Raw genomic sequence first — 15,310 nt, 5'->3', positions numbered from 1 at the left:
GGCCGACCGGCCGGCCCCTCCGTTGCGAACGGGCCGACGGTCGTGACTGCAACAGCGGTACGGCGGGAGGGTCAGGGAACCAGGATCACCTTGATGGAGTCGGTCGAGTCCGCCAGGGCGAAGGCTTCGTCCCAGTCGTTCAATGAATAGCTGTGGGTGACCACGCCGTTGGAAGTCACCAGCCCGCGTTCGAACAGATCGATGGCGATTTCGTAGCTATAGGGCGCCAGGTGCGCGCCGCGAATGTCCAGCTCTTTGCGATCGCCGATGATGGACCAGTCGACGGTGGTTTCCTTGCCGAACACGCTGAACTCCACGAAGCGGCCCAGCTTGCGGATCATCTGCAGCCCCTGGGTGACACCGATCGGCGCGCCGGTGGCCTCGATATACACGTCGCAGCCGTAGCCGCCGGTTAGCGATTTGACGATCTGGTCGGCGTCTTCCTTCAGCGGGTTGATCACCACGTCGGCGCCAAATTCCTTCGCCAGCGCCAGCCGCTCGTCGATGGCGTCGATCACGATCAGTTTCTTTGGCGTCTTCAGGCGCGCCACCTGCACCATGCACAGCCCGAGCGGCCCGGCGCCGGCCAGCACCACCACGTCGTCCAGCTGGATGTCGCCGCGCGCCACGGTGTGGATGGCGCAGGCCATCGGTTCGATCAGTACCGCGTCTTCATGGCTCAGGCTTTCCGGGATCTTGTGCACGATGGCGTTCTCGGAAAAGCGCATGTACTCCGCCATGCCGCCCTCCGCCACGTCTTTTTGGAAACCGTAAATGTTATGCGTCTCACACATCCAGTAGCTGCCGGATTTGCAGTAGCGGCACTCCCAGCACGGCACGATCTGCTCGGCGATCACCCGCTCGCCGATCCGGTATTTGCCTTCAGCGCCCTCGCCCAGCGCGGCGATGCGGCCGTAGAACTCGTGGCCCGGCACCACCGGCGGTTTAACCCACGGGTTCTCCCCCCAAAACATCTGCGCGCCGTTCTTGCATTTGCAGTCGCCGGCGCAGATGCCGCAGCCTTCCACCTTGATCACCAGCTCGCGCGCCTTCGGCAGCGGCGTAGGCACCTGTTCGAAACGATAATCCTGCGGGCCATGGCAAACGACCGCGCGCATTTTTTCCGGCAACTGGCTCATATCTTCCTCCAATACATTCGTTAAACGCTTGAATTTTATTAATGTTGACGTTGTCATTTTTATTCAACAAAAAATGAGTAACGACACAACATGTTAAATTTCAATGAATTAATCATCACACATCCCGAAAACTCAAAATGACAACGTGAACATTGATCGACATATAACCAAAGCTGCAAAAAGAATTGTTTGAGCAAAATCACAGTTCGTTAACATTGCGGCTAAAAATGCTACAAATGCGGATCGCGATCCCATTTACAGGATCGGTGAGGATCGGGAGATGATCGAAACGGCGGGAAGAAGATGATTGGCAGGAATGCGGGCCAGGCATCGCGCCCGGCCCGATAAAGCGGGTTACTTCACTTCGCCCATCGCTTTCAGCTTTTTGGACAGCTCGCGGCGCTCTTTGGACAGATCGGCATTTTTGATGATGTAGTCATCAACGCGATCTTCGTAGTCGCTGCGCATGTTGGCGATGATACCCTGAATGTCTTCAATGCTCATGCCGGGCTTGATGTACTCACTCAGGTTGTCGAGCAGCAGCACGCGCTTCTGGTTATCACGAATTTTCTTTTCGTTGTCGACGATCTCGCGTTGCAGTTTGTTTTTGCGGCGGAACATACGCACAAACTCCAGCACGTCCTGGAAACTCGGCTTATTTGCATTATCCATCTTTATACCCTTGCTTTAGTAATACACAGATTCATTTGCTTACGGCCACATGGCACCAAGATACAGGTTTGTGGCGGTCCGGCACAACAGTGATTGGCTTATCTTACCCACTTTGCCCCGGCGGCCAAAACCCAAAGCGCCGCCTTCATGATCTGACCCCTTATTCGCGCCCGGCGGCGGTGCAAACCTGGAGCAAATCCCCCAACTCTTCCAACTGCTGCGCCAGCTCCATGCTGAGCCAAACGTAGCCGTAAATCGGCGCTTCGCCGTGTTGGCCGACGCTGACTTCCTGCATCAGCGTTTTCAGCTCGCCGGCGATTTCCGCCAGCTGCCCCGCCGCCGCCTGGCGCTGCGCCTGCGGCCCTTCGCGCATCAGCACCGCCAGCGACTCCAGCGAGCTCAGCGTCAGCAGCTGGGTGCTGCGCAGCGTGCGGGCATTCAGCATGATGAAGTGCGTTTCGCGCGAGGCCCAGTAAGCATCGGCCATCAGCTCCAGCGTGCACACCAGATTGCGGCTGAGGGTTTGCACCGCCTCGAACACCGCTTTGGGGATGCGGGTTTCCTTGCTGGCGGGCACGATCAGGCTGCGCAGCTTCACCACCTGATTCAACAGATCCTTGAGCTGCGGCTCCAGCCGCGGCCGCTCGATAACGTTCGGCGAAAAATACGCGCCGTAGAGGCGGGCGGCGGTTTGCAGGCAGTCCGCCATTTGCATGCGCCACAGAATGTAGGCGCGCTGCGGGTAGATGCTGGTGAACAGCAGCGCCAACAGCGAGCCGAAGATCACGTCGCCGCTGCGCCACAGCGCGGTGTGCATGTCGCCGGCGCCCGCGCCGCACACTACCGCCAGCGTGATCCCCACCAGTAGCGCCATATACGGCCGTTTGCCGAGCGTCAGGTAACCGCAGACGAACATCACCACGCCGCACCAAACCAGCATCAGCGGCAGCGAATAGAGCTCCAGATACAGGGCGATCAGGCCGGAGGCGGCGCCGAACACCGTGCCGGCAATGCGTTGCAGCGCCCGCTGCAGCACGTTGCCCCAAAACGAGATCGGCCCCATCACCACCACCAGGGTGATCAGCGGCCAGGTGCCTTCGGGCACCGCCAGCAGGCGGATCAGCAGAAAGGTCAGGATAAACGCCAGCCCGATGCGCACGCCGTGAACGATGCGGTAGTGGCGATAGGTCAGCAGTTCAAGGGAAGAGATTTTTCGATCGAGGCGCACAGTGCCTCCGATAAAGACCAGCCAGGCCGCTATTTTAGCGGAGGAAGCCCGGCGAGGAAAAGGCGAATGAGGCGTCCCCCATTCACCTTCAGGCTCAGGCGACGTACTTGTCGACCAGCGCGCGCAGAACGGCGGCGGTTTCAACATCCATCACGCCGTCATACTTCTGCTGACGGAAGTGCAGCTGGAACGCGCGCACCAGTTGGCGATAGCCCTCTGCGGTGTTCGCCGCCGAGGTGTCGTAGCCGTATTGGGCGAACAGCTTCAGCAGCTCGGCCTGCGCCGGCAGGCCCTGGCTGCAGTATTCCTGCTGGCGCTGCTGCTTGGTCGCTTCGTCATACCAGGCGCCGACGCCGGCCTGATACAGCTGCTGCCACGGGAACTGCGGGCCCGGATCGCTCTTGCGACCCGGCGCAATGTCGGAGTGCGCCACCACGTTCACCGGCGAGATGTCCGGATAACGCTGCAGGATATTCTGCGCCAGCTGGGTGACCGCCTCGATCTGCTGCGGATTGAACGGCGGGAAGGTGATGTTTTCACCGTCACCACTCGCCAGGTTAACGATCTCGATGCCGATCGAGGTGTCGTTGATATTGCTGCGGGTGCCCCATTGGCTGGTGCCGGCATGCCAGGCGCGCTCGTTCTCGTCCACCAGGTTGAAAATGCGCACGCCGCTGAAGCCGGCGGCCTGATAGGTGGCCTCGGTCGGATCCGGCACCAGATAGTGCGCGCTGACCGATTTTCCGGTCAACGACTTCACCGAGTCGGCGAAGTTTTGTGCCGTGTAGTGCAGCACCAGAAAACGCACGCGGTGGCCGAAGCTGGCGACCGATCGGTAGCTATTGTAATCAATCTTGTACATCGTAAAGTCCCTCTCTCGTTTGATTTCACTGAGCGGCCCCTCATCATGACAGGCCGCCCCGCACAGGTGAACCCTTGGCTCACCCTTTTTGTTTTAGCTAATTGCTAAATCATGCGCAAGTGTTTTTTAGCAAAATCGTTATTTACCTTTTTGCTAAAGAGTGCGATCATTGCACGATGGAAACTAAAGAAATCAGGCGCAACAATTTGCGCGAATTGATGGCCCGCTACGCCCGGCAAGGCGTCAACCAGAATGAATTCGCCACGCTGGTTGAGTCTTCCGCGCCAACGCTGAGCCAAATCATCGGGGAAAAATCCTCCCGCAATCTTGGCGACAATCTGGCCAGGCGGATCGAGGCCAGGCTGAATTTGCCCAAGGGCTGGTTCGACGTGTTTCATGAAAAGCAGCTGGTGCGCCCGTTTGACAACGTGGCGGCGGAGTCGGACTTCCAACCCGCCCGCTTGAAACCGGTGGTATGGGAAGATACCGAACAAGACAAGGAAGAGTTTGTGGAGATCCCGCTGCTGGATATCGATTTTTCCGCCGGCGACGGCTGCTACGAAATCGTCGATCGCGAGGAGTTTTCGCTGATCTTTCGCCGTTACTATCTGCACAAGATGGGGGTGGCGGTCAACGCCGCGCGCATTATCCGCATCTCCGGCTCCAGCATGGAGCCGCGCCTGCAGGACGGCGACGTGGTCGGCATCAACACCGACGACACGCGCATCCGCGAGGGCAAGACCTACGCCATCCGCCACGGCAATTTGCTGCGGGTGAAGGTGCTTATCGAGCAGCCGGACGGCGGCGTCGTCATCCGCTCCCTTAACCGGGAAGAGTACCAGGACGAGCATCTCAGCTATCAGCAGCGCAAAGAGCAACTGGTGGTGCTCGGCCGCGTCTTCTGGTCATCTTCGTCCTGGTAACGGACCACAGCGTCGGGCGCCCAGGGCGCCCGGCGGTTATTTGAAGTCCACCACCATCTGCTGCTGAATGGACAGCCCGCGGGTCGACTGCACGCAGCCGGCGATGTAGTCGGTGAAGCGCGGCGGTTTCGGCATGCCCAGCTTGAGGATTTTCTCGTTGCTGAAACGCACGTTGAGCATGGCGAACGATCCGTACAGGCGCATCGCTTTGAGCATCAGCCGCTCGTTGCACGGGCCGAAAATGTCTTTCAGCTGACGGCGCATTTTCACCAGCGCGTCATACGTCACCTGCGCATACTCATCGCCCACCGGCGCCTTTTCCAGCGCCGCCGCCATGGCGCGGTCGATTTCGGCAAAGCTGACGCTGCTCTCCTCACCGGCGGAGATATGATAAACGTCGTTCTCGAGCGTTTCGCTGTTCATCAACATCACCAACGCATCCGCACAGTAGTCCGCCGGGATCACATCGATATTGTCCTGCAGCGAACACATGAACTTTCGCAGCATCAGCGCCATGCCGAACACCCAGAAAATGCTGCTGGAAGGCTGGCAACCCAGGCGAGTGTGGCCAACGACGATCGACGGACGGGCGATGGTCAGCGGCATGTGCGGGCAGCGCTGGCGCATCAGCTGTTCGATGGTGGATTTGGAACGCGTATATTCCACCAGGTGCTCGGCGTCTTCCTCAAACTCGCCGCTCTCCGCCACCAGCGACCCCGGCTCCGGCGAACAGGACATGGCGGTACCGACGTGCAGGAAGCGTTTTAATCCCGGCACCTGCGCCATTCTTTCGGCAAAGGCCAGTGTGCCTTCTACGTTTACCTTCCAAATGAGCGGGTTATTACCGAAAGAAGCAACGGCCGCGCAGTTAATAACGTGCGTGACTTTGTTAATGCGTGCGTCAGTTAAAAAGTCGGCCGGCTCGGAAAGGTCGCCCAACAATATATTTTCTATCGTAATTTTAGACAGCAGATTCGCGTCGATATTAAATTTTTCCATATTCGCGCGAATACGGGCCAGCCCTTGCTGCGCATCGTCGGCGCGCACCAGTAAAAGATAATTAATAGACTGATTTTCAATCAATAATTTTTCAAGAACCGCACCACCGAGAAAGCCGGTAGCGCCGGTCAACAGCAGCGTTTTCATAATTGTCACCCACATTGGCATTGAATGTGGAAGATTGTATCTGCGGATAATTAAACAATTATTAAATAGAATTACGGCGCCCTTAAACACTTTTCTTAATATTATCTTAAGGAATCTTTTGAAACATCCATCATGGGTTTAGTAACAAAAGAGTCGGGACAAGATTACGATTAATCCCTACTGTTTAAATACCATTGATGTAACCCCTGATTTAATTTAATGGTCAATGTTATTTCTCTTTTCGTCCGTGGAGGACTTATGACCTATAACCAAAGAATCTGGGTGGGGGTTTTGCTGCTATGCACCCTGTTTTGGGTGGCGGTGATCGGCGGCGCCTGTTCGCTGTATCAACGCGTGGATCGCTTCCAGGCACATCACGCAGAGAGTGAGTTCGCCGCCCGCCACGGCCAGGCGCCTTGCGCGCAACCCGGCGCTCAGGCGTCGACTGCCCCCCGGAATGGGTAGGGACAATATCCGCTAACGATCCTATTATGCCCTAAGGTTAACAGGGAGATAACGATGGCTCGAAAGCTGGATAGCTTACCGCAGGCGCAACGCGAGAAAATAGAAACCGATTTGCTGGCCATCAGCGTGATCTACAACGAACGCTACGGCATCGCCTCCACTCAGGCGGAAACAGAACAACAGGTCCCCGACCACCTGCTCCCCTACTTTCATCAACGGCTGAATTATTATCGCCGTGCGTAATTGCGCGCATTTCGCTAACCGCCGCTTGGCATCGCTCCCCACGCCGTTACAATAGAGGCATATTGTATCCGCCACTGAAGAGACGCGATTTTGAGCAGCAAGGCAACGGCCACATTTTACATTCACGATTACGAGACCTTCGGCAAGAGCCCGTCGCTGGACCGCCCGGCGCAGTTCGCCGGCGTGCGCACCGATATGGATTTCAACATTATCGAAGAGCCGCTGGTCATCTACTGCGCCCCGGCCGACGATTACCTGCCGGAGCCGGAGGCGGTGATGATCACCGGCATCACGCCGCAGGTGGCGCGCGCCAAAGGCGTTAACGAAGCCGAATTCACCCGCCAAATCCATCAGGCCTTCAGCGTGGCCGGCACCTGCATTCTCGGTTACAACAACATCCGCTTCGATGACGAAGTGAGCCGCAATATCTTCTATCGCAACTTCTACGATCCCTACGCCTACAGCTGGCAAAACGGCAACTCGCGCTGGGATCTGCTGGATGTGATGCGCGCCTGCTACGCTCTGCGCCCGGACGGCATCGTTTGGCCGGAAAACGAAGACGGTTTCCCCAGCTTCCGCCTGGAACACCTGACGCGTGCCAACGGCGTCGAGCACACGCAGGCTCACGATGCGATGTCGGACGTTTACGCCACCATCGCCATGGCCAAGCTGGTCAAGCAGGCGCAGCCGCGGCTGTTCGATTTCCTGTTGCAGCACCGCAATAAACACAAGCTGAACGCCCTGATCGACGTCGCCGACATGACGCCGCTGGTGCACGTCTCCGGCATGTTCGGCGCGGCGCGCGGCAATACCAGCTGGGTATCGCCGCTGGCCTGGCACCCGGACAACAAGAACGCGGTGATCATGTGCGATCTGGCCGGCGACATGACGCCGCTGTTGACGCTGAGCGCCGAGCAGCTGCGTGAGCGGCTGTACACCCGCCGCGACGATCTGGCGCCGGATCAGGCGCCGGTGCCGATCAAGCTGGTGCACATCAACAAATGCCCGGTGCTGGCGCCGGCCAAAACCCTGCTGCCGGAGAACGCCGAGCGGCTGGGCATCGATCGTCAGGCGTGCCTGCAAAATCTGCAGCTGCTGAAACAGCATCCGGAAGTGCGCGAGAAAGTGGTCGCGCTGTTCGCCGAAGCCGAGCCGTTCAAAGGTTCCGAGGACGTCGACGCCCGCTTGTACGACGGTTTCTTCAGCGACGCCGACAAGGCGGCGATGAGGATTATCCAGCAGACCAAGCCGCAGAACCTGCCGGCGCTGGATCTGGCCTTCAGCGACGACCGCATGAAAGAGCTGCTGTTCCGCTTCCGCGCGCGCAACTACCCGAATACGCTGGACGACGCCGAGCAGCGCCGCTGGCTGCAACATCGTCAGGAAGCCTTGAGCGCGGAGCGCGTGCAGAGCTATCTGCTGCAGCTCGAATCGCTGTATAACCTGCACGAAGGCGACAAAGAGAAAACCGCCCTGCTGAAAGCGCTGTTCGATTACGGCAAAGAGTTGGTGGGATAAAATCCGCCGCAGCAGAAAAGGAAAAGGCCGCGAAAGCGGCCTTTTTTGTGGCTGAGGAGACGGCTCGCGCTTAGGCGGCGTCTTCGCTCGCTTGCGGCACCGGCAGACGGAAGCTGCGGGTGACGAAGGCCAGGTAGATCAGGCCGATGGCCGCCCAAACCAGACCCAGCGTCATCGAGCTGGCTTCCAGGTTGATCCACAGCGCGCCGACGGTCAGTGCGCCCATCACCGGCAGGATCAGGTAGTTGAACGTGTCCTTCACGGTGCGGTTCATCTTGTCGCGAATATAGAACTGCGAGATCACCGACAGGTTAACGAAGGTGAAGGCCACCAGCGCACCGAAGTTGATCAGCGCGGTCGCGGTCACCAGGTCAAACGACACTGCGGACAGCGCGATGGCGCCTACCAGCAGCACGTTCAGCGCCGGGGTACGCCACTTCGGATGCACATAGCCGAAGAAGCGAGTCGGGAACACGCCGTCGCGGCCCATCACGTACATCAGACGCGAAACGCCCGCGTGCGCCGCCATGCCCGACGCCAATACCGTCACGCAGGAGAACACCAGGATCACCGACTGGAAGAATTTACCCGCCACGTACAGCATGATTTCAGGCTGCGACGCGTCCGGATCCTTGAAGCGCGAAATGTCCGGGAAGTACAGCTGCACGAAGTAAGACACCACGATAAAGATGATGCCGCCGATCAGCGCCGTCAGGAAGATGGCTTTCGGGATCACTTTTTCCGCGTCTTTGGTCTCTTCGGACAGCGAGCTGATGCCGTCGAAGCCCAGGAACGAGAAGCACAGGATGGTCGCGCCGGTAATCATCGGCACCACGTGAGCGTTATCGGACCAGAACGGGCGGCTGCTGACCAGCGTACCGGCGCCTTCGCCGTGGTAAATGCCGTTGATCACCAGGCCGAGGAACACGATCATGATCGCCACCTGCACCACCACGATGATGGAGTTCAGGTTAGCCACCAGCTTGATGCCGCGCAGGTTGAAAATCGTCATCAAGCCGACCAGCACCGCCACGAAGATCCAGGACGGTACGCCCGGGAAGATCGCTTCCAGGTAAATCTTGGCCAGCAAAATGTTGATCATCGGCATGAACAGGTAGTCCAGCAGCGATGACCAGCCCACCATAAAGCCGACGTGCGGGCTGATGGCTTTCTGGGCGTAGGTGTAGGCGGAACCGGCGGAAGGGAACTTCTTCACCAGCTTGCCGTAGCTCAGGGCGGTAAACAGGATCGCCAGCAGAGCGAAGGCGTACGCGGTCGCGACGTGACCATCGGTCAGGCCGGATACGATGCCGAAGGTATCGAAAATGGTCATTGGCTGCAGGTAAGCCAAGCCCATCATCACTACCGGAACTAAAGTCAGGGTTTTACGCAGCTGAGTGCGCTGAGCCGGAGCGGCGTTGATGGTGTTATCGGACATTGTTCAGCCCCCCCTTACCTTGAGCCTTGCGGATGGCGGACACGCCAAGACTTAAGGTTGCGGGGAAACTTCGCAACGAGCGACTTAATTCTAAAAGAAGGGGGTTGTAAGCTGGATAACGGGTCGAGGTAACCTCGGCTGCTCCATAGTCGCTGCGGCCACAGCGGAAACCGGCGGGCACCGGCGCTAAAGTGAAAAATTGCCCCATCTTTCTAATCCTCATGAGTCACGACCATAGAGTTTTGTTTGATCGTGCACGAAACTATTTATCTATCCGGATCGGTGTCCGGCCTCGCTTGGTGTATGAAACGCTACGTTGGTAAAACATAATGCAAAAAAAATAACCGACGCTTTCAAAACGTCGGCTATCTGCATTTGAGATATTTTGCACCAGAATGCCTCCGAATGACAAGATCCGGAAACCCTCAAATACAAATTCTTTTTGTCGATCGCACGGAAAACCAGCCCGGCAGGCGAATTAATCCGCTGCCGGCAGGCCAGTCGCCCGCACATACCTCTTACTTTATACGCCTATTCAGGCATTTTTCAACATCCAGTCGATCTCGGTTTCCGTCACTCGCCGTTCAAACTGCAGCAGTTCGTCGGTCTTGCAGGCGTGATAAACGCGGGTGAAACGCTCGCCGAGATAGTGCGTCAGCGCGTGCTGATGTTCAAACTCGTACAGCGCGTCGCTCTGGCGGATCGGCAGCGGCAGCCCCTCTTGCTCCAGCCCGTTGCCGGTCACCGGCTCAGGCAGCGGCAGTAGGTTGTCCAGCCCGTACAGCATGCCGGCCAGGATCGCCGCCATCACCAGATACGGATTGGCGTCGGCGCCGGCCACGCGATACTCCACCCGATGGTTCTCCGGTTCGCCGCAGGGAATGCGCAGCGCCACGGTGCGGTTATTGTGGCCCCAGGCGGCCTGGATCGGCACATACATCCCCGGCTGGAAACGCCGGTAGGCATTGACGTTCGGCGCCAACAGCGCCATCGACGCCGGCATCAGGGTGATCATCCCGGCCAGTGCCTGTTTCAATAGCGGCGAATCCTCGCCTTCGGCGTCGGCGAACAGGTTGTTGCCCGCCCCGTCCTGCATGCTGACATGCACATGCATGCCGCTGCCGGCGTAATCCTCATAGGGTTTGGCCATAAAAGTGGCGTTCATGTCGTGGTTCTCGGCCACCAGCCGCACCAGCCGCTTCAGCGCCAGCGCGTGGTCACAGGCCAGCAAAATATCATCGGTATGACGCAGGTTGACCTCGAACTGCCCCGGCGACGCCTCCGCCACCGCGCCGTCCGCCGGCAGCCCCTGCAGCTTCGCCAGCGCGTCAATATCGTTCAGCACCTCGGCGAAATGGTTCAGGTTATCGACGGAGTACACCTGGCTTTGGGTGTTGCGCTCCTGGGTGCCGGGCGCACACGGCGGCTGCAGATCGCCTTCCGCGTCACGCAGCCTATCGATGAGATAAAACTCCAGCTCTACCGCTGCCACCGGGAACAAACCGCGCTGGCGCAGCGCCTGCCACACGCGGTTCAGCACATTGCGGGGTTCAACGTCAAAGGGAGTGCCATCTTCATCCAGCATGGTCAGCAACACCTGGCCGATATGCTCCGGATCGGCGGCCGACGGCGTCAGCGAACCGGGCACCGGCAGGCAAATGCGGTCCGGCTCGCCGAGCTCCTGCCCAAGGCCGGTCTCCTCCACCACGTTGCCGAGGATGTCCATGGCGAACACCGACGCGGGGAAGTAGCTGCCTTTTTCCAGTTTTTTCAACCCTGAGACGGGTATGCGTTTGCCGCGGAAGGAACCATTGAGATCGGTGAGAAGGATATCGATATACTGCGTGGCGGGATGGCGTTCCAAATAATGAGCGACCTCATTTTGGAACGCGCTACTTCGCCTCTCTTCATGATGCTGTGCAAAATGTTCAACTGCTGCGCTATTGGTTTGCATACGTCACCCGCCATTATGCTCTTAAGGCGCGTTGGCGCCCGTCCGCCGTTCGATTCAACACATGATTGGATTTCTCGCCAGGTCGCGCCGCTGCGGGCGCTCAAAATAACATCCACAACATGAAACATAGTCTTAACAGAATGGGTTTGCAAATGTTACAATCCTGTTTGATTATTCGCCACCGGCTGCTAAATTGATAAAATATTGACCGAAAAGGCCTTGCCGCCATTTTCACGTCAACTATTTTGTCCGCCGCGCCGACGGTGAGCATGGGCAATATATTTTCCAAACCTACCCTAACTACCGATATCATGCAGCATCGTTATCGACCAGGCAGGCGCCCGATACCGATCGTCATTTCAGCCTGTCGCCCTTACCAGAAGGAAGTACCGCTATGAGCGAAGCCAGCTTGGCACCGGGCAAACGCCTGTCGCAGATCCGCCAGCAATTGGGTTTGTCGCAGCGCCGGGTCGCCGAACTGTCCGGGTTAACCCACAGTGCGATCAGCACCATCGAACAGGACAAAGTCAGCCCGGCCATCAGCACGCTGCAAAAGTTGCTTAAGGTGTATGGCCTGTCGCTGTCGGAATTCTTTGCCGAACCGGAGGCCGTCGACGAACCGCGCGTGGTGATCGACGCCGAGGATCTGATTGAGATCGGCAGCCAGGGGGTGTCGATGAAGCTGGTGCACAACGGCAGCCCGACGCGCAACCTGGCGATGATGCTGGAAACCTACCAGCCCGGCACCACCACCGGCGAAAAGATCAAGCATCAGGGCGAAGAGATAGGCACCCTGCTGGAGGGCGAGATCGTGCTGACCATCAACGGCCAGAGTTACTGCCTGACCGCCGGTCAGAGCTACGCCATCAACACCGGCATTCCGCACAGCTTCAGCAATACGTCGGCGCGCATCTGCCGCATCGTCAGCGCACACACCCCCACCACCTTCTGACCGTTTATCGCTCCGGCGCAGCCTGACGCGGGTTGCGCCCCTGTCCGCCCACGCTTTCATCGCCGTTATGCCATTTTGTTGGTTGCCAACGGCGCAATCTGTGTTACAACAGAGCAAAACAGCCATCTAAACATCTAAACGGCCTCACTACGCAATGTCAACCGCAACGCCTTCGCGCCTCGAGATGCGCAATATCTCGATCGCCTTCGCCGGCTTCAACGCGCTGCAGGACGTGGACTTCACGCTGCACGGCGGCTCAATCCACGCGTTGGTCGGCGCCAACGGCGCGGGCAAGTCGACGCTGATGGCGATCCTCTCCGGCGCCCACGATCACTACCGCGGCGAGATCCTGATCGACGGCCAGCCGGTGGCGATCCACTCCCCGCTGCAGGCGCGCCGTCACGGTATTCACGTGGTGCAGCAAGAAGTCGACGTCGCGCTGATCCCCACACTGTCGGTGGCGGAGAACATCATGCTGGACTGGCTGAACGAGCCGGGCCACTGGCTGAACTGGGCGGAGCTGCACCGCCGCGCCGCGCAGCTGCTGCAGCAATGGGCGCTGCCGCTCAATCCGCGCAGACGCCTGGCGGACTGCACGCTGGCGGAAAAACAGCAAGTGCTGCTGGCGCGCGCGCTGTCGCACCGCTGCCGTTTTCTGGTGCTCGACGAACCGACCGCGCCGCTCGATCGCGCCGAGAGCGAGCGCCTGTTTAACGTGGTGCGCCGCCTGCAATCCGAAGGCATCGGCATCGTGTTCATTTCTCACCGCATCCACGAACTGAGCGACATTTGCGATCGGCTGACGGTGCTGCGCGACGGCCGCCGCGTCAGCGAAGACGCCATGCGCGGCCTCGGCGGCGAACAGATCGTCGAGAAGATGCTCGGCCATCGGCTGGACGACATTTTCCCGCCGCCGCGCCCGCCGCACCCTGAGCGAACGCTGCTGCAGGTGCAAGGCTTGCGCGATCGCCACAAGCTGCGCGACGTTTCGCTGCGGCTGCATGAGGGCGAAATTCTCGGCATCGCCGGGCTGGCCGGGGCGGGCAAAACCGAACTGTGCAAGGCATTGTTCGGCGCCGGCGCCGTGCAGCTCGAACGCGGCGAACTGCGCGGGCAGCCCTGGGCGCCGCGTGCGCCGCATCTGTCGGTCGAACAGGGGCTGGCGCTGGTGCCGGAAGAACGCCGCAAAGAAGGCATTTTTATCGATGAGGCGATCCCGATGAACCTGAGCGTCAGCGCCGATGACAGCTTCTCGCGCTGGAGCCTGTTCAGCCGGCGGCAAGAGCTGCGCTGGGCGCGCGAGATCATGCAGCGTCTGAACATTCGCGCCTCCGGCCCGCAACAGCGGCTGGCGCGCCTGTCCGGCGGCAATCAGCAAAAAGTGGCGATCGGCAAGTGGCTGCGCGGCGACGCCGACGTGCTGATCTTCGATGAGCCGACCAAGGGCGTGGACATCAAGGCCAAACAGGAGCTGTTCAGCCTGATCGACGGCCTGGCCCGCGCCGGCAAAGGCGTGATTTACGCCTCCGGCGAGTTCGCCGAGCTGGTTGGCCTGTGCGATCGCATCTGCGTGCTGTGGGATGGCCGCATCGTGGCGGAGCTGAACGCCGCCGATACCGACGAAGAAACCTTATTGCTCTATTCCACCGGAGGAACCCCTGCGTGAGTAAAGAATTTGCCTTGCGGCCGGCGCTGCCCTGGCGCCAACAGCTGTTTGATTTCCTCTACAAGTGGGGCATGCTGCTGACCGTCGCGGCGCTGGTCGCCCTGTTTGGCCTGGCGTCGGACAACTTTCTCGATGCCAACAACATCATCAATATCCTGCGTTCGATCGCCATCGTGACAGTAATCGCCATCGGCGTCTCTATCTCGCTGTCGGTCGGCGGTTTCGATCTGTCGGTCGGCTCGACCGCCTCGCTGGCCAACGCGCTGGTGATTTCCCTGTTCGTCTGGCACGGGTTCGGCACCACCGGCGCCATCGTGGTGACGCTGTTGCTGTGCACGCTGGTCGGCCTGTTCAACGCCCTGCTAATCGTGGTGCTCAAAATCCCCGATATGCTGGCGACGCTGGCCAGCCTGTTCGTGATCCAGGGCCTGGCGATGACCTACAGCTACGGCGGCTCCATCACCCAAAACATGGTGCTGCCGAATGGCGACATGGCGGAAGGCCTGATCCCGGAAGTGTTTTCCGCCCTCGGCCAGGTGCCGGTGATCGTGCTGATCATGCTGGCGGTCACCGTGGCGGTACAGCTGTTCCTGTCGTTGACCAAGCACGGCCGCCGCATGTACGCCATCGGCGGCAACCCCGAGGCGGCACGCCTGTCGGGCATTCGCACCGTACGTTACAGGGTTGCCGCTTACGTCATTTCTTCTTGGCTGGCGGCGCTTGGCGGCATCCTGCTGGCGTCACGTATCGGCTCTTCGCAGGTCAATGCCGGCGGTGGCTATCTGATGGATGCGGTGGCGGCGGCCTACATCGGCTTCTCGCTGGCCGGCGCCGGCAAACCCAATGCGCTCGGCACCCTGATCGGCGCGGTGATCCTCGGCGTGCTGCAAAACGGCCTGGTGATGCTGTCGGTGCCCTACTACGCCATGGACATTATCAAAGGCCTGGTGTTGGCGCTGGCGCTGGCCATCACCTATATCCAGAAACGCTGATCCTCTCCGGCGCACGTCTGCTGCGCCGCTTTTCCCTTTAATTCATCCGGTTACTCTTTCCCGCCAGAATAACAAGCATACAAATGATATGAATTATCATTAGCGTTTACAT

General features: G+C 59.3%; 14 protein-coding genes. 7 read left to right on the top strand and 7 right to left on the bottom strand.

From position 1 onward, the window contains the following. Positions 1–71 precede the first annotated feature (71 nt). From J0X03_RS07505 to J0X03_RS07490, 4 genes are all read right to left on the bottom strand, one after another. Positions 72–1,139, bottom strand: coding sequence for an erythritol/L-threitol dehydrogenase (locus J0X03_RS07505; RefSeq protein ID WP_016927009.1), 1,068 nt, complete (start codon positions 1,137–1,139; stop codon positions 72–74). A 354-nt stretch (positions 1,140–1,493) separates the two neighbouring features. Then, positions 1,494–1,811, bottom strand: a complete 318-nt coding sequence (gene tmaR / locus J0X03_RS07500) for a PTS system regulator TmaR (protein ID WP_004935612.1) — start codon at positions 1,809–1,811, stop codon at positions 1,494–1,496. 160 nt (positions 1,812–1,971) lie between these two features. Continuing rightward, entirely contained in the window at positions 1,972–3,039 is a 1,068-nt protein-coding gene (locus tag J0X03_RS07495; protein WP_033643781.1) for an FUSC family protein, read from the bottom strand. A gap of 94 nt (positions 3,040–3,133) precedes the next feature. Further along, positions 3,134–3,901: an N-acetylmuramoyl-L-alanine amidase gene (locus J0X03_RS07490; protein ID WP_160204432.1), complete on the bottom strand. Its 768-nt coding sequence runs from the start codon at positions 3,899–3,901 to the stop codon at positions 3,134–3,136. Between the two features lie 176 nt (positions 3,902–4,077). Between J0X03_RS07490 and J0X03_RS07485 the strand changes: the two genes are divergently transcribed. Further along, positions 4,078–4,824, top strand: a complete 747-nt coding sequence (locus tag J0X03_RS07485) for a S24 family peptidase (RefSeq protein ID WP_004935623.1) — start codon at positions 4,078–4,080, stop codon at positions 4,822–4,824. A 36-nt stretch (positions 4,825–4,860) separates the two neighbouring features. Here J0X03_RS07485 and J0X03_RS07480 read toward each other — a convergent pair whose 3' ends face one another. Further along, entirely contained in the window at positions 4,861–5,970 is a 1,110-nt protein-coding gene (locus J0X03_RS07480) for an SDR family oxidoreductase (RefSeq protein WP_160204433.1), read from the bottom strand. Positions 5,971–6,228: 258 nt separating this feature from the next. Between J0X03_RS07480 and J0X03_RS07475 the strand changes: the two genes are divergently transcribed. The 3 genes from J0X03_RS07475 (at position 6,229) to sbcB (ending at position 8,196) form a co-directional block, all read left to right on the top strand. Beyond that, entirely contained in the window at positions 6,229–6,435 is a 207-nt protein-coding gene (locus tag J0X03_RS07475) for a hypothetical protein (RefSeq protein WP_103100951.1), read from the top strand. 54 nt (positions 6,436–6,489) lie between these two features. After that, entirely contained in the window at positions 6,490–6,678 is a 189-nt protein-coding gene (locus J0X03_RS07470) for a DNA polymerase III subunit theta (protein ID WP_033643787.1), read from the top strand. Between the two features lie 90 nt (positions 6,679–6,768). Then, positions 6,769–8,196 carry an exodeoxyribonuclease I gene (sbcB, locus tag J0X03_RS07465; protein WP_160204434.1) on the top strand — a complete coding sequence of 476 codons (1,428 nt, stop codon included), beginning with the start codon at positions 6,769–6,771 and terminating at the stop codon, positions 8,194–8,196. A gap of 70 nt (positions 8,197–8,266) precedes the next feature. On the opposite strand, the gene J0X03_RS07460 is transcribed toward sbcB, so the two are convergent. Together J0X03_RS07460 and J0X03_RS07455 are read right to left on the bottom strand one after the other, a co-directional pair. Beyond that, positions 8,267–9,634: an APC family permease gene (locus J0X03_RS07460; RefSeq protein WP_025303526.1), complete on the bottom strand. Its 1,368-nt coding sequence runs from the start codon at positions 9,632–9,634 to the stop codon at positions 8,267–8,269. 535 nt (positions 9,635–10,169) lie between these two features. Then, a complete protein-coding gene (locus J0X03_RS07455) occupies positions 10,170–11,588 on the bottom strand; it encodes a glutamine synthetase family protein (RefSeq protein ID WP_160204435.1) in 1,419 nt (472 codons plus the stop codon). 394 nt (positions 11,589–11,982) lie between these two features. On the opposite strand from J0X03_RS07455, the gene puuR reads away from it, so the two are divergent. The 3 genes from puuR to J0X03_RS07440 all read left to right on the top strand — a co-directional run bounded on the left by puuR (position 11,983) and on the right by J0X03_RS07440 (position 15,198). Next, entirely contained in the window at positions 11,983–12,540 is a 558-nt protein-coding gene (gene puuR / locus J0X03_RS07450) for an HTH-type transcriptional regulator PuuR (RefSeq protein WP_016927000.1), read from the top strand. 154 nt (positions 12,541–12,694) lie between these two features. Then, positions 12,695–14,206, top strand: coding sequence for a sugar ABC transporter ATP-binding protein (locus J0X03_RS07445; RefSeq protein ID WP_160204436.1), 1,512 nt, complete (start codon positions 12,695–12,697; stop codon positions 14,204–14,206). Next, complete coding sequence (locus J0X03_RS07440) at positions 14,203–15,198, top strand: ABC transporter permease (protein ID WP_160204437.1); 996 nt, start codon at positions 14,203–14,205, stop codon at positions 15,196–15,198. The genes J0X03_RS07445 and J0X03_RS07440 overlap by 4 nt, the downstream gene beginning before the upstream one ends. Positions 15,199–15,310: the final 112 nt, after the last annotated feature.

The sequence above is a fragment of the Serratia ureilytica genome (assembly GCF_017309605.1).
GTDB classification, from domain to species: Bacteria; Pseudomonadota; Gammaproteobacteria; order Enterobacterales; family Enterobacteriaceae; genus Serratia; species Serratia ureilytica.
The sequence above is the reverse complement of the archived record's forward strand: the minus strand, read 5'-3'. Positions and strand labels throughout refer to the sequence as shown.